Consider the following 22186-nt stretch of genomic DNA (forward strand, 5'->3'; position numbering starts at 1 on the left):
TCCATAACAAAAAGGCGCCCTTGGCGGGGCGCCCCGTTGCACACGATGTCGGTGCGACTTAGCTCTTCTTCACCTGGAAGGTCTTGCTGGCGACCTGCTTGCCGTCGAGCGAGATATCCACTTTGTACTTGCCTTCCGGCCAGAGATTCGGATTCACCACGCGGAACGTGGTGGTGGCCGGACCGTCGGCAATCACCGACTGGCTGGTGCTGGTGACCAGCTGTCCGTTGCCTTCCAGATAGCTCCACTTCGCATTGAGCGTGGCGCCCGGCGTGCTGCCGCTGGTATCGACACTCACATAGATGGTTTTCTGGTTCGGCGTGAAGGTGGCGATGTCCTTGCGTACCTTGTGGTCGGTGCCGACAGTATCACCCAGCGTGATGGTGCTGACCTGGAAACCCTCGGTGGCAGCCGGGGTCGCGGCGGCGGCTGCCGGGGCGGCGGTACTGGCTGGTGCCGGAGCCGCGGCGGTAGCGGTATGCGCCGGTGCGGCAGCGGTGCTGGCCGGCGCCGGCGCGGCAGCAGTGCTCGGTGTCGCAGGTGCAGCGGCGGTGCTGGAGGCGGCCGGTGGGTTCGCCGACTGTTCGTTCTTGCCGCAGGCGCTGAGCGCCAGCAGGCCGGCAAACGTGACGCTGTAAAGGACGGCGGAACGTGCAGAGAGTTTCATGTGCGGGCTTCCAGATTAAAGAGTAGAGACATGAGACGGACCGTCGGCAGGCGGTTCGGACCATTTATTAAGGTTAGCGCCGTCGGTCTGAAGTGCCGATGACCAGGGGCGCGGAGTTTACGCTATTGCCTTGCTCCGCGAGCATTGTCCGGAAGGTCCTTGTCCGTGCTGCGGAAGGGGTTGATATCCAGCCCCCCGCGACGCGTGTAGCGAGCGTAAATGCTAAGTGACCGCGGTGTGCAGCGCTTCATCACATCTATGAAGATCCGTTCCACGCATTGTTCATGGAACTCGTTGTGCGTGCGGAACGACACCAGGTAGCGCAACAAGCCTTCGCGATCGATCGGTGCACCGCGATAAGCGATCTGCACGCTGCCCCAATCCGGCTGGCCGGTGACCGGGCAATTCGAACGCAACAGGTCCGAAACCAGCGTTTCCTCGACTACGTCACGGTCGGCGTGCGTGCGCAGGTAGTCGGCCTTGGGCGGCCCGTAATCGTCGATTTTCACGGGCAGTGCGTCGATCAGTTCGCCGGCCAGATCGGCGAAAGTGTGCTGTGCCGCACGTGGCGCATGAATATGCACCATCACCGGCGCACCCGCCGCACGGGACAGGTCTTGCTGCAGCAATGCGCGCAAGGCGGCTGCGTTGGCCAGCGGCTCCTGCGCGAAGCCGTTGAGATACAGCTTGAACGACTTCGATTCGATGATGTTCGGCGAGCCGGCCGGCACGTGGAATTCCGCGAGCGCCGCCACTGGCTTGCCTTGCATATCCAGCCAGGACAGTTCGTAGGCGTTCCAGATATCTACGCCCTGGAACGGCAGCGGCTCGCGCACGCCGATTTCGTCGCGCTTCGCTTGGCGCGGAATCGGAAACAGCAGGCTGGGGTCGTAACGGTCGGCGTAGAGAGTGTGCTTGCCGAGCGGGGAGTGATCGGGGGTGCTCATCCGACCATTTTAGTGGGTAAGCGCCTTCCCTGGCGCTTACCTTAGTGCAGCCCCGAAAACGGACCGTTGGGATCATTTGTTGATATGCACCATGCCGGCCGTCGCATAACGGGCGCCTGCTACGGCCGAGACCGGAAAGATCCGTTCGATCGTCGCGAGTTCGTTATTGCTCAGGCGCACATCGAGCGCGCCCAGGTTCTCGTCCAGTCGCGAACGGCGCTTGGTGCCGGGAATCGGCACGATATCCTGGCCCTGCGCCATCACCCAGGCGAGCGCAAGCTGCGCTGGCGTGCAGCCTTTCTCCTCGGCCAGCGCTTGCACCTGCTGCACCAGCTGCAGATTGCGTGCGAAGTTTTCACCCTGGAAACGCGGGTTGGTCCGGCGGAAATCGTCGGCTTCGAAATCTTCCGGCTTGGTGATCGCGCCGGTCAGAAAACCGCGGCCCAGCGGTGAATACGCCACCAACGCAATGCCCAGTTTGCGGCAGGTCTCGAGCGCGCCGTTTTCTTCCGGATCGCGCGTCCACAGCGACAGCTCGCTTTGCAACGCAGTGATCGTGTGCACCTGGCTGGCGCGCTCGATACTCTGCGCCGACGCTTCGGACAAGCCGAGATAGCGCACCTTGCCCGCCTTCACCAGCTCGGCCATCGCGCCCACCGTTTCCTCGATCGGCACATTCGGATCCACGCGGTGCTGGTAATACAGATCGATGTGATCCACACCCAGTCGCTTCAGGCTGTCCTCGCAACTGGCGCGCACGTATTCCGGGCGCCCGCTGATGGAGCGCTTCGCCGGATCGGCCGCATCGCGCACGATGCCGAACTTGGTCGCCAGGAAAACCTGGTCGCGACGACTTTTGATCGCTTTGCCGACCAGCTGTTCGTTGGTGAAAGGGCCGTACACGTCGGCGGTGTCGAGCAGGGTGACGCCTCGATCCAACGCATGATGGATGGTGGCGATCGATTCGGCCTCGTCGCCCTGGCCGTAGAACTCGCTCATACCCATACAGCCGAGGCCGAGGGCGGAAACGATGGGGCCGTTCTTGCCGAGTGTGCGTGTCTGCATGGTCCATCTCGTGGTGTGGGGATGGGGCATCTTCCGCCGATGCAGAGAGTCGATAAATACTCAATAATTAGCATCACTATTCCATTAAGATAAACAATCCATGGACCGCCTCGATGCTATGCGCCTATTCACGCGGATTGTCGAACTGGGCAGCTTCACTGCGGCGGCGGACGATCTGAATCTGCCGCGCGCCACGGTCACGCATGCAATCAAGCGGCTGGAATCAACGCTGGGCGCGCAGCTTCTGCAGCGGACCACGCGGCGCGTGCGCACCAGTCGCGACGGCGAGGTGTATTACAACCATTGCCTGCGATTGCTGGCCGACATGGATGCGGTGGAGGCGGATTTTCGCGAGGCGACCGTGCAGCCGCGCGGCCGCTTGCGCGTCGACCTCCCGGCGCAGATGGCACGGCTATGGCTGATCCCGACGTTGCCCGCGTTTTTCGCGCGCTATCCCTTGCTTGAGCTGGATATAGGCACCGGCGATCGTTTCGTCGATCTGTTGCGCGAAGGTGTGGATTGCGTGCTGCGCGTCGGCGAGTTGCCCGATTCCGGATTGGTCAGCCGGCGCGTCGGCACGTTGGAACAAGTGACGGTGGCCAGTGCGACCTACGTGCGCAAACAAGGCATGCCGCAGACGCTGGCGGATCTGCAGGGCGGCCATCACGCCGTGAACTGGGCATCGCCCACCACACACCGCAGCGAATCGTTGGAGTTCATGGTGGGCCGCAAGCGGCGCGAAGTGATCTTGCCGGGACACGTCACCGTCAGCGGTGTCGAAGCGTACATGGGCTGCTGCGAAGCCGGTTTGGGTATCGCGCAATTTCCGCGTTATCGCGTGGCGGATGGGCTGGCAAATGGGCGGCTGCGGGAGATTTTGCCGACGATGCCGCCGCCGTCGTTACCGGTGACGGTGCTCTATCCGCCGCATCGGCAGATGCCGGCGCGGTTGAGGGTGTTTGTGGATTGGCTGGTGGAGTTGATGGCGAAGCAGCTTTGAGGTTTTGCTTCATCTTCCTTTCGGGAAGTGGGCCGAGGTGAGGCGTACTAAACGCCCGCCATGCAAGCGAGCTCGATCGCGACAACATATCGACGAAGCCGATGTTTCAGCCTCGCGGAAGCCCATGCTGCGGCGTATCGCACCCCATCGTCTCACGCGTAAGCGGCGCACCGGCCGCAGCCAATGCATCGCGCTGCTGCGCAAGCGGAATCCGCAACATGCTGTCCTCCAGCCGCGCCAGCTTCTGAAACGAAGGCAAACCTTGCACACGTTGCACCAAAGCAGCCACCCGCGGCCATCGCTCGGCATCCACCGCATAGCGCACAAAAGACGCCGTGCGGAAATAGCAAGCGATGCTGATATCGGCAATCGACAAGTCGCCAAAAATAAAACCGTCGGCGGGCAACTGTGTCTCCAGATAATCGAGCGCGGCAGGAATCTCCACCTCGCGCGCCCGCTGCACCACACGTTCATCCGTCGTCTCGCCAAACACATGGCGGCGAATCGCCAGTTGATAGAACAGCCGCCATACCAGCACATCGGCAAGATGCGTATCGGCATACTCTTCCAGCCAGCGCGCTTTCGCGCGGTCACCGATATCGGCCGGATAGAGCGACGGTGTCGGGTGTTTGTCTTCCAGGTACTGGCAGATCACCGACGAATCATTGAGCACAAGCGCCCCGTCGATCAGTACCGGTACGCGTCGCAGCGGGCTCAACCGGGTGAAGTCGTCATTGCCGATGAAAGGTGCGATGGGATCGATCACATAGTCGATGCCTTTCAGATCCAGGCACACCAGCACCTTGCGGACGTACGGCGAGACGTAGTTGCCAATAATGGTCAATGGATGCGACATATGCGTGCTCCGAGTGTCAGGCCTCAGGCAGCGGCGGTATCGGCGTCGGCGAGCCGTTGGAGTCGAGCGCGATCATCACAAAGCGGCCGGTCGTGCACACGCGGCGGTCGCCGGTGAGCGGATCCTCTGCGGTCATCTCCACTTCCACTTGCATCGAACTTCGTCCGGTGCCGACCAGACGAGCCACCAATTCGACCAATTGCCCCTCGCGCACCGGCACGCGGAAGTTGACCTCCTCCGAGCGCGCGGTGACTACGGTTCGCCGTGCGTGGCGCGAGGCGACGATAAAGGCGGCCTTGTCCATCCAGGCCAGCGCCTGGCCGCCGAACAGGGTGCGCAGGTGGTTGGTGTGGTCCGGAAAGACCATTTCCAGCAAGCGGGCTTCGGGCGGTGTGGCGGTCATAGGTTTTAGGGAGTTGGGAGGGACTGCACACAATAAAGCCCTCCCCGATGGGATGCCACGTCAAGTACCTATGGCAGGGGTGGTCCGTCGTCGAGGACGATAGGATGTAGGGTGATGACAGTTTTGGGGCAACCGCTGCGGCGGCATTTTTTTATCGGGGAGTAAGCATGCATTCGACAATGTGCACGTCGCGTCTGTACGGCGCGCTGGTGTGTGGGCTGCTGGTGGCCGCGGCGACTTCGGGCAACGCGATGGCCGATGGCCGCACGCTGACCGCACAGGACTACGCGCAGGCCGAGCGCTACATGGCGTACAACACCAAGCCGCTGGTCGACCATGCGGTGAGCACGGTGCATTGGCTCGACGGCGCGCATTTCTGGTACCTCGACCATGACGCGTCGGGCGACCACTACCTCCAGATGGATGCAAGCAGCGGCAAGGCATCGCCCTTGCTCGATCAGGCCAAGCTTGCTGCAGCGCTTAGCAAGGTGAGCGGCAAGCCGGTGAAGGCCGACAAGCTCGGCATCACCGATTTCCGCGTCGCTGCCGACGGGCGCGATGAGATCGAAGTCGGCGGCAAGCATTACCTGTGCGACCTCAAGGGCGCCGGTCAATGCGTGGACAAGAGCACGCTGGTGAAAACCGGCAAGGAACCGGGCGTGCTTTCGCCCGATCGCAAGCAGGAAGCCTTCATCCGACACTGGAACCTGTGGGTACGCGACGTCGCCACCGGCAAGGAAACCCAGCTCACCACCGACGGCGTAGAGAACTTCGGCTACGCCACCGACAACGCCGGCTGGAAACACACCGACGACGCCATTCTGGAATGGTCGCCCGATTCCAAGCAGATCGCGACGTTCCAGCAGGATCAGCGCCAGGACGGCGATATGTATCTGGTGACGACGCAGGTGGGTCACCCAGAATTGCAATCGTGGAAATACCCGCTGCCGGGCGACGCGCACATCACCATGATCGAGCGCGTCGTCATCGACGTGTCAGCTCAAAAAGTACTGCGCCTGAAAATGCCGCCGGATCAGCACCGCTCCACGCTATGCGACGACGTCAGCTGCGGCGAAAACGGCGGTTGGGACGATGTGAAGTGGGCGCCGGACGGCAAGACGCTCGCCTTCGTCTCCACCTCGCGCGACCACCAGCACGAAACCTTCCGCATCGCCGATACGAAAACCGGTGAAGTGCGCACCGTGTTTCATGAAGAAGTGCCCACGTATTACGAAAGCGGCAACGGTGCTGTGAATTGGCGCTATCTGCCCGCGACGAATGAAGCCGTCTGGTTTAGCGAGCGCAACAACTGGGGCAACCTGTATCTGTACGACCTCACCGACGGCAAGCTCAAGCGCGCCATCACGACCGGCGACGGCAACGTCACCGAAGTGCTGAAGGTCGATGCGAAGACGCGCACGGTATGGTTCCGCGGCGTGGGCCGCACGTCGGGCGTGAATCCGTACTACCAGCAGTTCTGGAAAGTGAGCCTGGATGGCGGTGAGCCCGTACTGCTTTCGCCGGAGCCCGCTGACCACAGCATCACGATGTCCGACGACGGCAAGTACTTCGTCGACAGCTACTCCACCACCGCTGCACCGCCGGTCACGGTATTGCGCGATGCAAATGATGGCCACACCGTAACCACCGTGGCCAAAGCCGATATGTCGCGCTTGCTCGCCACCGGCTGGCAGCCGCCGGAACAAATCATCGTGAAGGCGCGCGACGGCAAGACCGATCTGTATGGCTTGATGTTCAAACCTACGCATTTCGATCCGGCTAAAAAATATCCGGTGATCGACTACATCTACCCCGGTCCGCAGACAGGCTCGGTCTACACCTACGGTTTCTCGCCGGCGCAGGTGGACGATCAGTCGCTGGCCGAACTCGGCTTTGTCGTCGTCGCCATCGATGGCATGGGTACGCCGTGGCGCTCCAAGGCTTTCCATGACGCGTGGTACGGCAACATGGGCGACAACACGTTGCCCGACCAGGTTGCCGGTATCAAGCAGCTCGGTCAGCGTTATCCGTGGATCGATCTCGATCGCGTCGGTATCTGGGGTCATTCCGGCGGCGGCGATGCCACGGCAGACGCGATGTTCCGCTACCCCGATTTCTTCAAGGTCGGCTGGTCCGAAAGCGGCAACCACGACAACCGCGACTATGAAGACGATTGGGCGGAAAAGTGGCAGGGTCTGCTGGTCACCAACAAGGATGGCAGCACCAACTACGACAGTCAGGCCAATCAGCTCATTGCCAAGGATCTCAAAGGCAAACTGATGCTGGTGCACGGCACGATCGACGACAACGTTCCGCCCTATAACACCCTGCTGGTGGTCGATGCGTTGATCAAAGCCAACAAGGATTTCGACATGTTGTTGCTGCCCAACCAGCATCACGGCTATGCCGCGGACACGCCCTATATCACGCGTCGGCGCTGGGACTACTTCGTGCGTAACCTTGCCGGCGACACACCGCCGAAGGAATACGCGCTCAAGCCGTGGCCCTGGAAATAACGCAGTGCGCGCGAGCAGCAGCAAGATGTTTTGTCTTGCACTGCTGCTCGCGGCGGCGCCGGCGCTTTGCGTTGCGAGCGAACCATCGATAGCTGCCTCGTTCACTTCGTTCTGGAACGTCGCGCAAGGGCAACCGTTCGCTCAGCAAGTGCAACAATGGGATAACCGGATCGAGGCGCCGCGTCGCGAGCTCTATAACTCGGTGGTGTGGGAAATGCAGAACGATCCTCGCTGGCAGATACGCAGGCAGCGATGGCTTCAGGCGCGCTTTGCGGCATACCCCAAGCTCGCGGCCTCCATTCCCGATGAAGTCCGTGCGTTGCAGAGCACGATTGCTACGCAATCCATTCGCTTTCGGAAGCTGTTTCCCGATGCCAGCGCGCATCCGCCGGTCGAGATACTGCTGGCGCCGAATTTCGACGCCAAAAGCGGCACGCTTTCCGATGGCACGCCCGTGCTGGCATTTGCTGCGGATTCGCTGTTGCTGGAACAAGCCAATCTCAGCATCGTGGTGCCGCATGAACTTTTCCATCTTTATCACGCTCAGCACGCAGGTATCAGCAACGATGGTGTAATGCCCGGTGTAGCGCTCACTGTGCCGTTATTCGAAGAGGGTCTGGCCACATACGTCAGCGGACAGCTTTCACCTGGGCATACGGATGGCGAACTGCTGCTGCAGAATGACCTCGGCAACATCCCGGCCAGTCGTCTGCCCGACATCGCCAGGCGCTTTCTCGAGGATGCCCAGCACAGGGCTATCGATCCGGAGCATCCTGAAGTCTTCAAGCGCTGGTTCAATGCCGCTGCCACGCCCTATCAGCAAGGCCTGCCCAATCGCAGCGGCTACTGGTTGGGATTGCAGCTGATTCGTTACCTGCGCCGCACCTACACCTTGGCGCAGATCGCCGCCTGGTCGCCGACGCAGGCGGACATGCAAGTGATGTCTGCATTGAAGCGGATCAGCCGCAAGCAGTGAAAGGTCGCCTGCAAATCTAACGACTTGTCGGCTCTGCAAGACCCTTCGCAATGGCCTCGTCCAAAATCTTGTCCAACTGCTGATCGACTTGCTGCGAGGCGATCTCTTGTTGTTTCGACATGGTCGCTTCACGCTCTGCAAGTTCGTCCGCCTGCTTGGACAGTGCCGCAGCGTGCCGATCGATCGACACGTTTTCGCGGCTGATCTCGGCCTCTTCCGCCTTCAAGCCAAGCAGCTGACCATTGAGGCTCGCCTCGTTTGTTGCGGCTTCCTGCGCTGTCGAATTGGCCTGCAGTGCTGCGCGTTGCGCTTCGATGCTCGCGCGGCGGCTTTCCACTTCGGCCTGACGGCTGGCGAGTGCGCCCGTGCGCGCGGCCAGACCGCCTTGTTGACCCGCTAGTTCGCCCTGTTTTGAAGCGAGACTGCTTTGCGCCTCCGTCACTTGGTACAAGGGGGCATAAGCATCCTTGGCCTGCCGTATGACGTTCGCATCGTGAATCACATAGGCTTTGTCGCCGCGCCGGAACCACAGCATCGGTTCGTCCTTCTTACGCATGTGCTGTACGTCGGACAGATCTCGATCACTGCCGTTGACCATGACGGTGTCGCCATCGAACAACGCGATACCGCGGCTTGCGTTGGCATGGGTATCGATATCCACGAAGCGGGCGTTGAAGCCGAGATTGTGCGCGGCGGGAGGAGCAGGCGGTACCGGAGGCACTGCGGGCACGGGAGGCACAGCGGGTACGGGAGGGGCAGCGGGTACGGGAGGTGCGGGAGGCGTAGCAGGCGCGGCAGGTATCGCGGACACCGGCGCGACGTCACTATTTGCGGTTTGCGCCGTGTCCTGCGCTTGCAGAGAATGGGTCGCGGTAACGCGGTAGGGAAAAACGCCGGCGAGTGCGATCGCTACCACCAGTAACCAGCTACGCACGCGCGGCGTTGTTTCGTTGACGCTTTGCTGCAGCATGATCAATCGCCTTTTCAGATGTTGAAATGTCGAGGAGGCGCCAGCCAAACCGGCGTGCACGGGATGGGACACACCGAGGCGCAGCAATAGATGACCGTAGGTTTGCGGTGCCGCCTGGTGTTGTTGCAGCACCTGCGCATCGCAGGCGGCTTCTCGGTACACCGCGTATTCACGCATCGCCCACCGCACCAGCGGATGGAAGAAGAACAAGCATTGTGCGATGGCTGGCACCCAGCCCAACCAAAGATCGCCACGGTGGAGGTGCGCCAGTTCGTGCGCCATGGCCATCGTCAATTCTTCGCGGGACAAGGTTTGATCGGCGGGCAACAGCACCAGCGGGCGCCATAAGCCGGTCACTTGCGGCGAGACGATCGCATTCGATACGCGCATATGCGGGATGTGGCGTAGCCCAACCAAACGTGCCTGTTCGGCGCACAACACTTGGAGCGCAGCGTTATGCATGGGTTGCGCATCGCGAACGAGCGCACGGCTTTCGCGCCATTGCTTGATGGCAAATAGCATCTGCAGCAGCACACCCAGCAGCCACGACAACACGATCACCTTGGTCCACGACCAAGCCGGCCCAGCCTCTCCAGGAGCAGTCGATGTGTAGGGTGCCGACCATGCATGTGTTGCAACCGGCATCCCGGCGATATCGTCGTGCACCTCTCGCACGATGTGACTCGTGATGGTGACAGGTGCATCCACAGACGCCGCCCAGTGCAACTCGAACGGCGTGCTGACTGTCATCCCGAGTACAAGCTGCAAGGCAACCAGCCACCAAAGCATGCAGCGGATCGCCGGCGAAAGACGCGGCAGGCAGCGTCCCAGCAGCCAGAGCACACCGATCAGTACCGTCGCCTGAGCGGCAGTCCAGGCCAGCCGCACGAACAAGGTGTCGATGAAACCGGCAAACGTATCCATCATCAGGACTCCTTTCGACGCAATTGCAGTTGCGCGACCAAGGCTTCGAGCTCGGCCAGTTCGCTATCGCTGACATCGGCCTTCTCAGACATCCACGCCACGAACGGTGAGAGCGAACCCGAGAGCGTTTTTTCGACGAACTGTCCGACTGCGTTGCTCACCACCTCACCCGTACCGGTCGCTGTGCTGTAGCGATAAACGCCATGCACATGCCGCCGCCGCAGATAGGACTTGGTGCGCAAGCGCTCCATCATCGTCAGCACGGTGGAGCGAGCCAGACCGCGCGACTCGCCAAAATCGGCGGCGACTTCGCCCACCGAGGCGTTCTCGTGTTCGGCCAGATAGTGCAGGAGCGCAAGCTCCTGATCGCCAATGGATGGCTTGGACATGGCTAAGGGGTTCGTGACTACAAGTGTAGTCAAGCTACGCCATGACTACACTTGTAGTCAATAGGCCATTCGAGCCGGAAAGGATGAACTGAACGCGGGCATCATCGCGCTGCGCGGCGTATCTAGCGCGCCCCTTGAGGTCACACATCTTGCGCATACTTCCAAATGGCCCGCACCGTGTTGGCATTCATAACAATGGAAACCCCATGACTCCCCAGGAACAAACTCTTCTCGACGATTTCCTTCAGCGCCTGGCCGCAGTAAGCGGTGTGTCCAAGGACGCGCAGGCCGATGAGCTGATCCGGCAACGCCTGGCTGGTCAGCCCGACGCGCTCTATCTCCTGGTGCAGCGAAGTCTGTTGCAGCAACACGCGCTGGATGCAGCGAAGGCACAGATCACGCAACTGCAGGGCCAGTTGTCCGGGCAGCAGTCAGCAGGCGGCAGCTTCCTGGGTGGACAGCAACCCGCGTGGAGCGCAACGCCGCCGCCGTACCCACCTCAACAGCAGGCCCCCGCGCCAACCTGGCGTGAGCGTTTGTTTGGCGGCGCGCCTGCGGCACCGCAAAGTGGCGGTTCGAGCTTCCTCTCCAGCGCGGCCACCACGGCAGCAGGTGTGGCGGGCGGCATGTTCCTGTTCGACGGTCTCGAAAACCTGCTGGGCGGCCATCACGGCGGCGGCTTCTTCGGCGGCGGACAGCCCGAAGTGATCGAGAATGTCACCGAGAACAATTTCTTCGACGGCAACAGCAACGGCGGCGACCAGGATTTCTCTTCCGCCGACTTCAATGACGATGGCTTTGGTGGCGGTGCCGACGACGACAGCAGCTGGACGTGAACCCCTGCTTGTTGGAGTTGGCTGCGTTCAACCCAACCCGCAAGAGCTCATGTTGTCTGGGCAAGATCTTTGGTAAAGAAGATGCGGCTGGTGCCGGGTGGATCGCAAGGGATCGCACCAAACTCGCGCCAGCCGTGCTTTCTATAAAACCCGGGTGCCTGGAAGGTGTTGGTGTGGAGCACGGCGGAACGACAGCCACGCCGCCGACCTTCGTCTTCCGCCATCTGCAGCACCCTGCTGCCCAGGCCGGCACCGCGCATGGACTCGGGCAGAAAAAACATATCGAGAAATAGCAGTCCGCGCGACGAGCGTCCGGTGATTCCGCCGAGCAGCTCTCCCGTCGCGGGATCTTTTACCAGTATTGCGAGTGCGCGCTGATCGGCCATACCGCTGGCCTCGACATTGAATTGATCGAGGCGCTGACGGATCACTGCCAGATCCGCTGCATCGGGTGTATCCGTGACGGTGATGACAGGTGTGTTCATAGCCGATGATCGTCAGAACGTCATATCGAACGCAACTTCGCCTTCCACGCCGACCTGATACGCCGAAACGCGGCGCTCGAAGAAGTTGGTGACTTCCTGCACGTCCTGCAGATCCATGAAGTCGAAGGGGTTCTTGGTGCCGTACTTTTTCGGTAGATCGAGCTGGGCAAGGCGCTGGTCTGCACAGTATTCCAGATACTGGCGCATGTCTTTCACTGACAGACCGGCGACGCCGCCGGAAAGTACGTCTTCGGCGAATTGCGTTTCGCAGGCGATGGCTTCTTCTAGCATCGCTTCGACCTGCGCCTGCATCTCAGCGTCGAACAGATCCGGCTCCTGCGCGCGCACGGTGCGCACCACTTCGAAGGCGAAAGCCATATGGCCCGATTCGTCGCGAAACACCCAGTTGGTACCCGAAGCGAGTCCATGCAGCAGGCCGCGTGAACGCAGAAAATACACGTAAGCGAACGCGGCGAAGAAGAACAATCCTTCAATGCAGGCGGCGAAGCAGATCAGGTTGAGCAGGAACTGCCGGCGCTCTTCGCGTGTTTCCAGCCGTCGCAGGTTCTGAATCGAGTCGATCCATTTGAAACAGAACGCACCTTTCTGGCGAATGGAAGGAATGTTCTCGATCGCCGAGAAGGCCTTGTTGCGCTCGTTCGGATCGGGGATGTACGTGTCCAACAGCGTGAGATAGAACTGCACGTGCAGTGCTTCCTCGAACAGCTGGCGCGAAAGATACATGCGCGCTTCCGGCGCATTGATGTGCTGGTACAGGTTCAGTACCAGATTGTTCGACACGATGGCGTCGCCGGTAGCGAAGAAGGCGACGAGGCGATGAATCAGGTGGCGATCCGCATCCGTCATCTTCGACTTGAGATCGGTTGTATCGAGCGAGAAATCCACTTCCTCGACCGTCCAGGTGTTCTTGATCGCGTTGCGGTACATCTCATAGAACTCGGGGTAGCGCATCGGGCGCAGCGTGAGTTCGAAGCCGGGGTCGAGAATGTTTTGCGGATTGGATGAGTTCGACATAGGGACTCGATCAGATAGTGTAGGGAGGCGCTGGGTCCGGGCGTGTGCCAGGACGACGGATGTGCGCGTAATGGAAGTATTCACATACTCCTGGAGTACGAGAGACGATCCGGGCAGTGTTGAATGAGTTCGTCATATGCGATTGCGTCAGCCTTGCGTTTACATGTTGGCCAGCGGTCGGAATGGAACGCTGTATGTCGGTGTTACATCCGATTTGATACGACGTGTTTGGCAGCATCGCGGCGGCTTCATCGCTGGATTTACGGAACGTTATTCCGTGAAAGACCTTGTTTGGTATGAACTGCATGACACGCTGGAATCAGCGATAAAACGGGAGAAGTCACTCAAGCGTTGGCGTCGGAAATGGAAGCTGGAGCTGATAGAAAACACCAATCCGTACTGGCACGACCTCTACCACACTCTCCTCTAACCCGTCGTCCCGGCGAACGCCGGGACCCAGCGTCTTGATGGCCTTGAAGTCACTAGGTCCCGGCTTTCGCCGGGACGACGGAATGTTGGTTTACTGGCATGCCTCGCAATACTCCGGATTCTCCAACGAGCAGAACACGGCCGCGGTAGCCTCTTCCTGCGCATCCGGAGCAGGTGCCGTGGACGTCGCGGCCGTCACGGTCGTCTTCGCAATCTTCGTCGCCGGTCGCGAGCGCAAGTAATAGGTCGTCTTGACGCCTGCCTTCCACGCGTACATGTACATGGAGCTGAGCTGACCGATGTTCGGATTCTCCATGAACAGGTTCAGCGACTGACTCTGGTCGATATACGCGCCGCGTGCGGCGGCAAGATCGATCAACGCTTTCTGCGGCACTTCCCACACGGTGCGGTAGATCGTGCGCAACCGTTCGGGAATGGCGGCGATACCTTGGATCGAGCCTTCGGCCAGCTTGATCGCGTCACGAACTTCCGACGTCCACAGGCCGAGCGCTTTTAGCTCGTCCGCCAGATAGCGGTTCACCACCAAGAAATCACCCGACAAGGTCTCGCGCTTGAACAGGTTGCTTACCTGCGGCTCGATGCATTCGTAGCAACCGGCGATGGAGGCAATCGTGGCGGTGGGTGCAATCGCAATCAGCAGCGAATTGCGCAGCCCCTTCGTCTTGATCGCTTCGCGCAAGGCGTTCCAGCGAGCATTGTCGTGCGGAGCAGCGTTCGACCAGTAGTCGAACTGCAGTTCGCCATTCGCGGCGCGACTCTCGGCAAAGCCCGGATGCGCACCATGCTGCTCGGCCAGTACGTTCGATTGCGACAATGCGTTGAAGTAGATTTCCTCCGCAATGCGCGTCGACAGATCCATCGCTTCGGCCGAATCGAACGGCAGACGCAGCTTGAAGAACACGTCCTGCAAGCCCATCACGCCCAAACCCACCGGCCGCCACTTGCGGTTGGCGACGGCAGCGGTATCGATCGGATAGAAGTTGAGGTCGATCACGCGATCGAGCTGGCGGACGGCAGTACGCACCGTAGAGGCGAGCTTGTCGAAGTCGAACGCACCGTCCACCACGTGGCGAGCGAGATTGATCGAACCCAAGTTGCACACGGCCGTTTCGCCGGCGTTGGTTACTTCCAGAATCTCGGTGCACAGGTTCGAAAGATGGATGACGTTCTCGGCCTTGGCCGTCTGGTTGCTGGTGGCGTTGCTGCGATCCTTGAAGGTCATCCAGCCGTTGCCGGTCTGCGCCAGCGTGCGCAGCATGCGTGCGTAAAGCTCGCGCGCCTTTACGGTTTTCACCGCAAGGCCCTGCGCCTCGGCCTGGTGATAGGCCTGCTCGAACGCAGCACCCCACGTATCTACGAAGTGCGGCACGACCTTGGGATCGAACAGCGACCAGTCGCCATCGTGTTCCACCCGGCGCATGAATTCGTCGGGAATCCAGTTGGCGAGATTGAGGTTGTGCGTGCGGCGAGCCTCGTCTCCGGTGTTGTCGCGCAGCTCGAGGAATTCCTCGATGTCCGCATGCCACGGTTCCAGATATACGCAGGCCGCGCCCTTGCGCTTGCCGCCCTGGTTCACTGCGGCGACCGAGGCATCCAAGGTTTTTAGCCACGGCACCAAACCGTTGGAGTGGCCGTTGGTACCCTTGATCAGCGAGCCGCGCGAACGCACGCGCGAATAGGCCAGGCCGATGCCACCGGCGAATTTGCTGAGTTTGGCGACATCGCCGTACTTCTCGTAGATCGATTCGAGCGAATCGGTCGGCGAGTCGAGCAGGAAGCAGGAGCTGAGCTGCTCATGCGACGTACCCGCATTGAACAACGTCGGCGAGCTGGCGATGTATTCCAGCGAAGACAGCAAGCGATAAAGCTCCAGCGTTTCGCCGATCTCGTTGCCGCCCAGTGCGCAGGCGATGCGCATGAAGAAGTGCTGTGGCGTCTCGATCACCTTGCGCATTTGCGGATGACGCAGCAGATAACGGTCGTACACCGTGCGTAGGCCGAAATATTCGAAGCGGCGCGTGGCGAGCGGATCGATCGCGTCATTGAGCTTGCGCGCGTTCGCCGCTACGAAATCGCGCAGGCGTGCGTTGAGAATGCCCAGCTCCGCGCCACGTGCGATGGATTGCGAGAAGCTCTGGATTTCCTGGCCGCTCACTTCCTTCTCGATATAGGCACCGAGCAGGCGTGCGGCCAGCTGGCCGTATTCGGGTTCTTCCGCGGTCAGTGCGGCGGCAGTGCGGATGGAAAGCTGATCCAGCTCTTGCGTGGTCGCGCCATCGTACAAACCGCCGATGGTCTTGAGCGCTACGCGCAGCGGATCGACGCCGTGTAGACCTTCGGCGCTGCGCGTAACGGCGCGCACGATTTTGTTGACGTCGACAATTTCCTGGCCGCCGTTGCGCTTGGTCACGCGCATCTGGCCGGGGTTATGTGGAGGAGTGAGGGCGAAAGGTGCTTCGGCAGTGACAGGCATCGTGACGGGTGTGGGGTAGGTCGACGTTTCAGTGTCGGCGGATAAAGAGGACGTGTCCGCGCGGGCGGCGGTGCGCTCGCGCGATTCGGTATCGATAGGCTGCATGTCGGACGCTCCGGGCTGCGGAGCCAACCCGGCCAGACGAAGGGTCCGGTTCGATCGGGATGGACTCCAGGTTTCAACCGCCTGCTCCCGCGCGCAGGGCTGACGTGGCGGTTGCCGCGGTAGGTCGCAGGACACGGTATTGCGCCGCGTCGTGCGACACGCCTCCCCGCGGAGGCCGTCACCAGCGGCATGACACTCCGGTCATGCCGTTGTCGGCAGGTCTTCGGACTCGCGGACATGGGTCTTGCGACCCGCCTACTGGCCCTGCTTCCCGACCCCTTCGGGCCAGTGCGTGACTGGGCTTTCGTTTCCGCTTACCGCTGCGGGGCAGTCCCGGATTCACACCGGATTCCCTCAAGCCGCTCCCGTACCTTTACGGGGGTGGCACCGACGGGACACAACATATCGGGGTCAGAGGGCCCGGTCAACCCAAGAAATTGTGGATAAGCCGGTGGATAAGCGGTTTAAGACCAGGCGGGATGCGGCCTGCAGGATATTTGCGATCCGTGTTCGCTAAGGGATCACGGCGACGACGATCGACAGCCACATCAACACCACACCGAGGGCGAACGCCCGCCGGGCGGCGACGATCCTCTCTGCGCCTTCTTCCGACACCGGCGTGGTGATGAACCACACCACCGAAGCCAGCGCGGCGAAGCTGGCGAAGGCCAGGCAGACCACGATGATGTCGCTCCCGCGCCAGGGGGCAGGCTCGTGAATGCCCCAGTAGCCCAGGAACGCCATGCCCATGGCGGACATCGTGGCGGAGGCGGAACAAAGTCCGACGACCGAACCTACTGGTGCGCGCATGCCACTTATCCCGGTTTGGTGGACGGCTAAGATTAGCTTACCTGCGCAAGTGCTCCACGGCGTGCCGCAACAAGGTCGGCGCGATGTAGCGGCGATGAATACGGTCAATTAGCTTCATGTACATGCGTCCGAATGTGTTCTTGCAGCGCACTCGTATGCCGAGGGTGATATCAACCCGGTTTCCGTCGATGGCTACGCCCACGCAAGAGCGAAATAGCAGGTGCTTGTCATTGGCGCCAAGGACAACCTGGCAGCAGGTATCGTTGACATCGGCCAATTGTTCGCGCACGGGAAAGCGACCAGCGAACACGTTGTCACTTTGCGGCGACAGCAAAGACGACACCGGGCATCCCAAGCGGGAAGTGCGCAAACCCAACGGCCTTACCAGCATGTTGCGAAGTGCCATGAGGTAACTGACGCTGACCGGCGGGCTCTGCACAAAACCTTCAAGCAATTCGGCCAGCAGGTGCCGCGAACCTAATCGTGATAGCGAGGCGTCGAACAGGCTGATGAGAAACGTGTCCTGATAATGGACAGGGCCATCCGTTAGCTGCTGGAGAAGAAGTGATTTTTCGGGCGCCCGATCGAGCGCGGCAACGGCCATCCCGCTGTCCCACAAATAACCCGCTGTGCGCCGGCAATGTGCCCAATATCCCCGCAGCCTGCCTGCGATGCCGCGCACGACGCGGCAAATTGTGCTGTGCCATGTGTCGGTCGGTGCATCCAGTGCCAAGGCTATGGTGGGTACTCGTGTGCGGTCGAAGGGTGTGCTGCGCAACAAATCTTCGACACTTGGCGGGAGCAATTCTGTTAGGGCCGGAATGGTGGCTCCGTTCGTTAGTACCTGCTGTCTCAATGCGTCTGGCAAGAAGCCGCCTAATTCATTGGTGTGGCACGAGATCGCGAACAATGCCGGATGCACGGAATGTTCCCGCAGTGGCGTGAACTGATGCCAGGTATTCCCGCCGAAACGAACAGTAAAAAGACAATCAGGCGGTATCTCAACGCAGCGCATAGCGGCTATAAAACACGCAGGATTACGTTCGATCTCGGCATCCGTCGCACTTGAGAATCGCAGTCGCGCGCCCCCACTGCCAGACACGGCGGTGAATACGCGATGTCCCGCGTGCCGATGGAATGGATGGCCGTTTGCGCCCACGGTGAATAAGTAAAGGGATGTGGCATCGCCCTTTGAGAAGTCGGTATCACCTATCCTGGCCGACGGTTCATTCAGTTCATCTATGAAGTTGGGGTGGGCGCTTTGCCTTGCCATGACGCCAGCAACCAATTGGTTCCCAGCGCCATGGCCTAGTTGCGCTATCAGCGATACCTCTACCGGAAGCCCACCACTCGATGATTGCAATCGAGCAGAAGGAAAGCTGCGCACAACGCGCGATGGAGTTGAAAACGGCAGTCCTATTGCAACTTCTGCGATCGACATGGACACCCCTCTGCGTGTGAAGTGGACTTAGGTGCCTTGCTTCTTAGCGGCGCGCATCTTGCGCGACTCCCGTTTGAGCGGCCTGCCATTAGGGCAGATCTCAAATGCAAAGCCGGTGAGCGTGTTGACCAGGTTGTGGCTGTTGAGCTGGTAGTAGACGTATTGCCCACGGCGCTCGCTGCTCACCAGTCCGGCTGACTCCAATACGGAAAGATGTCGCGACACGGCCGGCGCGCTCATATCAAATCGGCTGGCGAGGTCGCCGGCGGTAAGTTCCTGCGCGGAAAGGTAAGCAAGTATTTCCCGCCGAGGACGTGAGGCAAGGGCATCAAAAATGCGATCGACGGCCATAAGTAATTAAGCAATTAACATATTAGTTAAATGATTACCTACGAGACCGCTGCTCGTCAAGTACCTGGAGTGTCCAAGGACAATCCAGGCTCCACGCCAGTCAAGGGTGTATCGGCAGCGGTTATTCCGATCGCTATGTTCCGGCGCCAGCTAACATGAGGGCAAATTCATGTGCAAAGCGATGCACATCGCCGGGCCAACGTGCGGAGAGATAGTTGCCGTCGCGCACCACGAATGCAGGCGTGTCGTCATTGTCGCTATCGCGCACCAGCCCGGATGTTTTGCGGCGATAGTGCGGCGCGTCGTTCGGCACATCGAGAAAATCGGCGGGATCGGCCAAGGCTCGCGTGACTTCCTGTTGCACCGACATATAACCCACCGGTTGACCGGGCTCTTCGCGATAGGTGCGGTAGTAGTGCGGATCCCAGAAACGCGTGATGCGGGTGAGCGACCATGCGGATTTCTCGAGCGCCCAGGTCAGCGCGGTAGTGCGACGGCCATACAACACCGAGCGACCATTGTCGCGTCGACTGCGTGCGGCGAGCAGCACGCCATGGCAGATGGCTGCGACTGGCTTATCTGCAGCAAAGAAGGCAGCGACCAGGTTTTTCAGTTCGTCGCTTTCAAGATAGATGCGTACGCCGCGTGCGCAGTGGCCGCCCGGCAACAGCAAGCCATCGAACATCGCTGCGTCCGTCGCATCCCAATGCAGCGGTGCGCGGAACGCCTTGTCTTGTGCGAGCAAGGCGTGATCGCGGCGCGCATCGCGATTGGCTCGTAACAGCAGTCCGAACAACGGCAGGCGACGCAAGCCGGGAATCCAGCCCCAAAGGTCGAGCCCTTCACCGCTCAGCATGATCGGATCGGCTGCGGCGATGTGGCCATCCGGCGTAGCGAACACGACACGATGGCCGGCCTCGGTCAGCACGCGCCACGGCACCGCCACTTCGCTGGGATCGTAGTCAATGTGCGGTAGCGGGATCAGCACGGTCGCCATGTGCAGCCTCCTACATGCTTACATCGATCTCGATCGGATAATTGATCGCGTCCGGGAGTTTCGGCGGGGCCGGGAAGGTCCACGTCGAGAACTGGCTAGCCAGACACTTGGCGATGGGCGTCGGTGCGCGGACTTCCACGTTCAAGGGATGCCCGTCGGGCGAAATATCGACCACCAGCGTAAACGGCGATTTGTCTGCCGGTATGTTGCTGGCGATGCAGCCTCTCAGCGCATCCGTCATCGGATTGCCGGTCTTTGCCCAGAACAATTTCTGGTAGGCCGGTCCGGTGGGGCCTGCTTCGACCATCTTGCCGCGCATGACGCGCGTGTTGAACGTATCGACCGGTGCGACTTGCGGCGCGCCCGTCAGGAGCGCAAAGGCGAGAACAGTAAGCATGATCGCTCCCAGGCCAGGGTAGAGGTGGACACGGTAGCAGTTCGAGCCCGCGCCGGTGAAGCGGGGAAGATGTATCAATCCGCCCGATGAGGTAGCGCCAGGTATTCCTCGCTTTGCATTTCGATCAGGCGCGATTCGGTGCGTCCGAATTCGGCACGCAGGCGTTCGCCGTCGTACAGCTCGGTGATCGGTGCGGCGGCGGAAAGGATCAGTTTGACGTGGCGGTCGTAGAACTCGTCGACCAGTTGCACGAAGCGTTTGGCCGGGTCTTCACTGTAGAGGGTGAACTGCGGCACATTGGAGATGATGATTGCCGGGCCGGCTTTGGCCAGTGCGATGTAGTCGGCCACGGCGCGCGGACCGTCGCACAGTGCCGCGAAGTCGAACCATAAAATATTGTCGGCGCGTTTGCGTACCGGAATCGGGCGGTCGTTGATCGTTATCTCGCCGCCATCGACGATCTGGCCTTGCGCCTGGCTGGAAAAGATACGTGCTAGCGAACGCTCGGCTTCGGCGCCCGGCGGTATGTGATACACCGGTGCATGCGTCAGCGCGCGCAGGCGCCAGTCGTGCGCGGAGATCATTTCGATCACATGGCAATGCGCTTCGATCGAAGCGATGGCCGGCAGAAAGCGTGCGCGTTGCAAACCGTCCTTGTAAAGATTCGCTGGCACCGTGTTCGATGTGGTGACGAGGGTGACGCCGCGTGCGAACAAGGCGTCGAACAGGTTGGACAGGATCATCGCATCGCCGATGTCGTTGACCAGAAATTCGTCCAGACACAGCACGCGGCAACGCGCGGCGATGTTCGCGGCGACTTCGATCAGTGGATCCTGGCGCTCGCCCAAATCACGCAATTGTTCGTGCACTTCACCCATGAACCGGTGGAAATGACGCCGCAGCGCTACGCCGTGCGGCAGGCTGGACGCAAACAGATCCATCAGGAACGTCTTGCCGCGACCGACGCTGCCCCATAGGTAAAGGCCGGGCACGGCGACGCGCTCTTCCGCGCCTAGCAGCGATTTTAGACGGCCAAATAGACCGCCGTTGTTTTCGACGTTCGTGCAAAACGCTGCTTGCATGCGGTCGAATTCCGGCAACACCGCCAGCTGCGCGGGATCGGGCGTCCAGCGGTGCGCGGCGACGCCTTCCTGGTAACGCGCGCTGGGCGCGCCGAGTGAAATGTCAGGCATAACTTGCGGGAGCCTCTAATTACCTAGTTCGTCGTCCCGGCGAAAGCCGGGACCCAGCTTCTTGGCGGCAGGTAAGTCACTGGGTCCCGGCTTTCGCCGGGACGACGAGTTATTCGCGGGTATCAATCGCGGAGCGGCGGTAGCCAGTCACGTATGGCGTGTTTCACCGAGCCGCGCAAATCCATCAGGCGGCGATGAAAGAAGTGGCCGGTTTCCGGCATGCGGATCAGTTCGGGCGGCGGATCGAGGCTGTCGATCCAATCGAACACCGCTTGCGGCTCGACCACTTCGTCGTCCTCACCCATCACCACCAGCCATGGGCAGGAAGGTAGCGCGAGGGTTTCGAGCGACCAGCGCCCGACCGGCGGCGCGATGCTGATCAGCGCGTCGGCCTTAAGCGCAACAGCGCTGCGCAAGGTGACATAGCTGCCGAAGGAAAAGCCGGCCAGCCACAGCACATCGTTGGGACGCACCTTGCGCACCCACGACACCACGGCGGCGAGATCGTCGCTTTCGCCCTTACCGTTGTCGTAGTTACCTTCCGATTCACCGGCGCTGCGGAAATTGAAGCGCAGCGTATCCAGGCCCGACTCGCGCAGGCTGCGTTCCAGCATGGTCACCACTTTGTTGCGCATGGTGCCGCCGTCCTTGGAGTTGGGATGGCAGATCACGGCCACGCCGCGGCGTGCGCCGGGGCGCTCGGCAGTGTCGCTGATGGCCTCAAGCGAACCGACGGGGCCGTGCAACGTGAATTCGGTGAGCTGATCCGGAAAGCTGGATGGATCGGGGAGGGGGGTGGTGGAGTTCATGGATGACATGATAACTGGCAGGCCAGTCGCGCGTTTTTTGTTTGTCGCCCAGGCGCAAAAACGACAACGCCACCCGAAGGCGGCGTTGCGT

General features: G+C 60.9%; 22 protein-coding genes and 1 riboswitch. Of the genes, 5 read left to right on the plus strand and 17 right to left on the minus strand.

Annotated elements, in window-relative coordinates:
* Window positions 1-58: 58 nt before the first annotated feature.
* The 3 genes from QQL64_RS12535 to QQL64_RS12545 all read right to left on the minus strand — a co-directional run bounded on the left by QQL64_RS12535 (window position 59) and on the right by QQL64_RS12545 (window position 2679).
* Entirely contained in the window at window positions 59-667 is a 609-nt protein-coding gene (locus QQL64_RS12535) for a hypothetical protein (protein ID WP_284400121.1), read from the minus strand.
* Between the two features lie 122 nt (window positions 668-789).
* Window positions 790-1614 (minus strand): NADPH-dependent 7-cyano-7-deazaguanine reductase QueF, encoded by an 825-nt coding sequence (queF, locus tag QQL64_RS12540; protein ID WP_284400124.1) that lies wholly within the window; start codon window positions 1612-1614, stop codon window positions 790-792.
* Between the two features lie 72 nt (window positions 1615-1686).
* Window positions 1687-2679 (minus strand): aldo/keto reductase, encoded by a 993-nt coding sequence (locus tag QQL64_RS12545; protein WP_284400126.1) that lies wholly within the window; start codon window positions 2677-2679, stop codon window positions 1687-1689.
* A gap of 100 nt (window positions 2680-2779) precedes the next feature.
* Between QQL64_RS12545 and QQL64_RS12550 the strand changes: the two genes are divergently transcribed.
* Window positions 2780-3679: a LysR family transcriptional regulator gene (locus QQL64_RS12550; protein ID WP_284400129.1), complete on the plus strand. Its 900-nt coding sequence runs from the start codon at window positions 2780-2782 to the stop codon at window positions 3677-3679.
* Between the two features lie 106 nt (window positions 3680-3785).
* Here the strand turns inward: QQL64_RS12550 and QQL64_RS12555 are convergent, their stop codons facing one another.
* Together QQL64_RS12555 and QQL64_RS12560 are read right to left on the minus strand one after the other, a co-directional pair.
* Complete coding sequence (locus tag QQL64_RS12555; protein WP_284400132.1) at window positions 3786-4535, minus strand: glutathione S-transferase family protein; 750 nt, start codon at window positions 4533-4535, stop codon at window positions 3786-3788.
* Window positions 4536-4551: 16 nt separating this feature from the next.
* A complete protein-coding gene (locus QQL64_RS12560; RefSeq protein WP_284400134.1) occupies window positions 4552-4938 on the minus strand; it encodes an acyl-CoA thioesterase in 387 nt (128 codons plus the stop codon).
* A 167-nt stretch (window positions 4939-5105) separates the two neighbouring features.
* Between QQL64_RS12560 and QQL64_RS12565 the strand changes: the two genes are divergently transcribed.
* Both QQL64_RS12565 and QQL64_RS12570 read left to right on the plus strand, forming a co-directional pair.
* Window positions 5106-7454, plus strand: coding sequence for a S9 family peptidase (locus QQL64_RS12565; protein ID WP_284400136.1), 2349 nt, complete (start codon window positions 5106-5108; stop codon window positions 7452-7454).
* Between the two features lie 25 nt (window positions 7455-7479).
* Window positions 7480-8430: a hypothetical protein gene (locus QQL64_RS12570; RefSeq protein ID WP_284400139.1), complete on the plus strand. Its 951-nt coding sequence runs from the start codon at window positions 7480-7482 to the stop codon at window positions 8428-8430.
* 16 nt (window positions 8431-8446) lie between these two features.
* Here the strand turns inward: QQL64_RS12570 and QQL64_RS12575 are convergent, their stop codons facing one another.
* Together QQL64_RS12575 and QQL64_RS12580 are read right to left on the minus strand one after the other, a co-directional pair.
* Window positions 8447-10327, minus strand: coding sequence for a M56 family metallopeptidase (locus tag QQL64_RS12575; RefSeq protein WP_284400142.1), 1881 nt, complete (start codon window positions 10325-10327; stop codon window positions 8447-8449).
* Window positions 10327-10713: a BlaI/MecI/CopY family transcriptional regulator gene (locus QQL64_RS12580; RefSeq protein ID WP_284400143.1), complete on the minus strand. Its 387-nt coding sequence runs from the start codon at window positions 10711-10713 to the stop codon at window positions 10327-10329. The genes QQL64_RS12575 and QQL64_RS12580 overlap by 1 nt, the downstream gene beginning before the upstream one ends.
* Before the next feature lie 206 nt (window positions 10714-10919).
* On the opposite strand from QQL64_RS12580, the gene QQL64_RS12585 reads away from it, so the two are divergent.
* Entirely contained in the window at window positions 10920-11549 is a 630-nt protein-coding gene (locus QQL64_RS12585) for a DUF2076 domain-containing protein (protein ID WP_284400144.1), read from the plus strand.
* A 47-nt stretch (window positions 11550-11596) separates the two neighbouring features.
* On the opposite strand, the gene QQL64_RS12590 is transcribed toward QQL64_RS12585, so the two are convergent.
* Window positions 11597-12034, minus strand: coding sequence for a GNAT family N-acetyltransferase (locus QQL64_RS12590; protein WP_284400145.1), 438 nt, complete (start codon window positions 12032-12034; stop codon window positions 11597-11599).
* Window positions 12035-12046: 12 nt separating this feature from the next.
* Window positions 12047-13069 (minus strand): ribonucleotide-diphosphate reductase subunit beta, encoded by a 1023-nt coding sequence (locus tag QQL64_RS12595; protein WP_284400148.1) that lies wholly within the window; start codon window positions 13067-13069, stop codon window positions 12047-12049.
* Between the two features lie 136 nt (window positions 13070-13205).
* Between QQL64_RS12595 and QQL64_RS12600 the strand changes: the two genes are divergently transcribed.
* Entirely contained in the window at window positions 13206-13499 is a 294-nt protein-coding gene (locus tag QQL64_RS12600) for a GIY-YIG nuclease family protein (RefSeq protein WP_284400151.1), read from the plus strand.
* 90 nt (window positions 13500-13589) lie between these two features.
* Here the strand turns inward: QQL64_RS12600 and QQL64_RS12605 are convergent, their stop codons facing one another.
* The 8 genes from QQL64_RS12605 to QQL64_RS12640 all read right to left on the minus strand — a co-directional run bounded on the left by QQL64_RS12605 (window position 13590) and on the right by QQL64_RS12640 (window position 22095).
* Entirely contained in the window at window positions 13590-16097 is a 2508-nt protein-coding gene (locus tag QQL64_RS12605; protein WP_284400153.1) for a ribonucleoside-diphosphate reductase subunit alpha, read from the minus strand.
* Window positions 16098-16294: 197 nt separating this feature from the next.
* A riboswitch (cobalamin riboswitch) is annotated at window positions 16295-16503 on the minus strand.
* A 107-nt stretch (window positions 16504-16610) separates the two neighbouring features.
* On the minus strand, window positions 16611-16847 hold the full coding sequence (locus tag QQL64_RS12610) for a hypothetical protein (protein ID WP_284400156.1): 237 nt from the start codon (window positions 16845-16847) through the stop codon (window positions 16611-16613).
* Window positions 16848-16944: 97 nt separating this feature from the next.
* On the minus strand, window positions 16945-18348 hold the full coding sequence (locus QQL64_RS12615; RefSeq protein WP_284400158.1) for a DUF2867 domain-containing protein: 1404 nt from the start codon (window positions 18346-18348) through the stop codon (window positions 16945-16947).
* Between the two features lie 27 nt (window positions 18349-18375).
* Window positions 18376-18699 carry a metalloregulator ArsR/SmtB family transcription factor gene (locus tag QQL64_RS12620; RefSeq protein ID WP_284400160.1) on the minus strand — a complete coding sequence of 108 codons (324 nt, stop codon included), beginning with the start codon at window positions 18697-18699 and terminating at the stop codon, window positions 18376-18378.
* A 133-nt stretch (window positions 18700-18832) separates the two neighbouring features.
* On the minus strand, window positions 18833-19696 hold the full coding sequence (locus QQL64_RS12625) for a type 1 glutamine amidotransferase domain-containing protein (RefSeq protein ID WP_284400162.1): 864 nt from the start codon (window positions 19694-19696) through the stop codon (window positions 18833-18835).
* 10 nt (window positions 19697-19706) lie between these two features.
* Window positions 19707-20093, minus strand: coding sequence for a peptidase C13 (locus QQL64_RS12630; protein ID WP_284400164.1), 387 nt, complete (start codon window positions 20091-20093; stop codon window positions 19707-19709).
* 74 nt (window positions 20094-20167) lie between these two features.
* On the minus strand, window positions 20168-21286 hold the full coding sequence (gene zapE / locus QQL64_RS12635) for a cell division protein ZapE (RefSeq protein WP_284400165.1): 1119 nt from the start codon (window positions 21284-21286) through the stop codon (window positions 20168-20170).
* A 122-nt stretch (window positions 21287-21408) separates the two neighbouring features.
* Window positions 21409-22095, minus strand: a complete 687-nt coding sequence (locus QQL64_RS12640; RefSeq protein ID WP_284400166.1) for an alpha/beta hydrolase — start codon at window positions 22093-22095, stop codon at window positions 21409-21411.
* Window positions 22096-22186: the final 91 nt, after the last annotated feature.

It is taken from the genome of Dyella lipolytica (assembly GCF_030160075.1).
GTDB lineage: Bacteria > Pseudomonadota > Gammaproteobacteria > Xanthomonadales > Rhodanobacteraceae > Dyella_B > Dyella_B lipolytica.

What these genes read in the sequence shown, in the direction of transcription:
- QQL64_RS12570 (WP_284400139.1), top strand. Translation starts at nt 7,480, where the DNA reads ATGTTTTGTCTTGCACTGCTGCTCGCGGCGGCGCCGGCGCTTTGCGTT.
- QQL64_RS12550 (WP_284400129.1), top strand. Translation starts at nt 2,780, where the DNA reads ATGGACCGCCTCGATGCTATGCGCCTATTCACGCGGATTGTCGAACTG.
- QQL64_RS12625 (WP_284400162.1), bottom strand. Translation starts at nt 19,696, where the DNA reads ATGGCGACCGTGCTGATCCCGCTACCGCACATTGACTACGATCCCAGC.
- QQL64_RS12575 (WP_284400142.1), bottom strand. Translation starts at nt 10,327, where the DNA reads ATGATGGATACGTTTGCCGGTTTCATCGACACCTTGTTCGTGCGGCTG.
- QQL64_RS12560 (WP_284400134.1), bottom strand. Translation starts at nt 4,938, where the DNA reads ATGACCGCCACACCGCCCGAAGCCCGCTTGCTGGAAATGGTCTTTCCG.
- QQL64_RS12605 (WP_284400153.1), bottom strand. Translation starts at nt 16,097, where the DNA reads ATGCAGCCTATCGATACCGAATCGCGCGAGCGCACCGCCGCCCGCGCG.
- QQL64_RS12630 (WP_284400164.1), bottom strand. Translation starts at nt 20,093, where the DNA reads ATGCTTACTGTTCTCGCCTTTGCGCTCCTGACGGGCGCGCCGCAAGTC.
- QQL64_RS12640 (WP_284400166.1), bottom strand. Translation starts at nt 22,095, where the DNA reads ATGAACTCCACCACCCCCCTCCCCGATCCATCCAGCTTTCCGGATCAG.
- QQL64_RS12535 (WP_284400121.1), bottom strand. Translation starts at nt 667, where the DNA reads ATGAAACTCTCTGCACGTTCCGCCGTCCTTTACAGCGTCACGTTTGCC.
- QQL64_RS12620 (WP_284400160.1), bottom strand. Translation starts at nt 18,699, where the DNA reads ATGGCCGTCGATCGCATTTTTGATGCCCTTGCCTCACGTCCTCGGCGG.
- QQL64_RS12615 (WP_284400158.1), bottom strand. Translation starts at nt 18,348, where the DNA reads ATGTCGATCGCAGAAGTTGCAATAGGACTGCCGTTTTCAACTCCATCG.
- zapE (WP_284400165.1), bottom strand. Translation starts at nt 21,286, where the DNA reads ATGCCTGACATTTCACTCGGCGCGCCCAGCGCGCGTTACCAGGAAGGC.
- QQL64_RS12580 (WP_284400143.1), bottom strand. Translation starts at nt 10,713, where the DNA reads ATGTCCAAGCCATCCATTGGCGATCAGGAGCTTGCGCTCCTGCACTAT.
- QQL64_RS12610 (WP_284400156.1), bottom strand. Translation starts at nt 16,847, where the DNA reads ATGGGCATGGCGTTCCTGGGCTACTGGGGCATTCACGAGCCTGCCCCC.
- QQL64_RS12595 (WP_284400148.1), bottom strand. Translation starts at nt 13,069, where the DNA reads ATGTCGAACTCATCCAATCCGCAAAACATTCTCGACCCCGGCTTCGAA.
- QQL64_RS12585 (WP_284400144.1), top strand. Translation starts at nt 10,920, where the DNA reads ATGACTCCCCAGGAACAAACTCTTCTCGACGATTTCCTTCAGCGCCTG.
- QQL64_RS12555 (WP_284400132.1), bottom strand. Translation starts at nt 4,535, where the DNA reads ATGTCGCATCCATTGACCATTATTGGCAACTACGTCTCGCCGTACGTC.
- QQL64_RS12600 (WP_284400151.1), top strand. Translation starts at nt 13,206, where the DNA reads ATGCGATTGCGTCAGCCTTGCGTTTACATGTTGGCCAGCGGTCGGAAT.
- QQL64_RS12590 (WP_284400145.1), bottom strand. Translation starts at nt 12,034, where the DNA reads ATGAACACACCTGTCATCACCGTCACGGATACACCCGATGCAGCGGAT.
- queF (WP_284400124.1), bottom strand. Translation starts at nt 1,614, where the DNA reads ATGAGCACCCCCGATCACTCCCCGCTCGGCAAGCACACTCTCTACGCC.
- QQL64_RS12545 (WP_284400126.1), bottom strand. Translation starts at nt 2,679, where the DNA reads ATGCAGACACGCACACTCGGCAAGAACGGCCCCATCGTTTCCGCCCTC.
- QQL64_RS12565 (WP_284400136.1), top strand. Translation starts at nt 5,106, where the DNA reads ATGCATTCGACAATGTGCACGTCGCGTCTGTACGGCGCGCTGGTGTGT.